Consider the following 750-nt stretch of genomic DNA (forward strand, 5'->3'; position numbering starts at 1 on the left):
GGTGCGTCCCCTCGGCGCGGAAGCCCACCACCGCGGTGTCGATCCCGTCGTGGGAGGTCCCCGAGATCATCCCCAGCACGCGCATCAGCGCACCCCCGGCACCCGCGAGAGCCGGCCGCCGGCGGCCTGCAGCGCCCGGCGGGCGGCGTCGGCGTCCACGCCCAGCGCCAGGGCCGCGACTGCCGTCTTCGCGTGCCAGCCCGCCGCGCGCAGCGCCTCCTCGGCGCGCGCCTCGTCCACCCCGGCGGCCGTGGCGACGATGCGCACCGCGCGCCGGCGCAGCTTGGCGTTGGTGGCCCGCACGTCCACCATGAGGTCGCCGTGGGTCTTGCCCAGGCGCACCATCGTCAGCGTCGAGATCGTGTTGAGCACCATCTTCGTGGCGGTGCCCGCGCGCATCCGCGTGGAGCCGCGCAGCACCTCCGGGCCCACGACGACCTCCACCGCCAGCTCGCACGCCGCCGACAGCGGCGTGCCGGCGTTGCAGGACAGCCCCACCGTCAGGCACCCCAGCTCCCGCGCCCGGCGCACCGCCCCCAGCACGTAGGGGGTGCGGCCGCTGGCGGCGATGCCGACGACGGTGTCCAGCGGGCCGGCGCCCAGCGCCTCCACGTCGCGCGCGCCGGCGTCCGCGTCGTCCTCGGCGTCCTCCACGGCGCGCGTCAGCGCGGCCGGGCCGCCGGCGATCACGCCGACGACGACGCCGGGGTCCGTGCCGAACGTCGGGGGCACCTCGGCGGCGTCCAGCAC

The 750-nt window shown here is 78.1% G+C and carries 1 protein-coding gene; it reads right to left on the bottom strand.

All coding sequences use genetic code 11. The features are described 5' to 3' along the window. Window positions 1-84 precede the first annotated feature (84 nt). Window positions 85-750: N-acetylmuramic acid 6-phosphate etherase (locus tag GTR00_RS22055; protein ID WP_166613615.1), on the bottom strand; the 666-nt coding region annotated here is incomplete at its 5' end.

The organism is Kineococcus indalonis (assembly GCF_009906395.1).
Taxonomy (GTDB): Bacteria; Actinomycetota; Actinomycetes; order Actinomycetales; family Kineococcaceae; genus Kineococcus; species Kineococcus indalonis.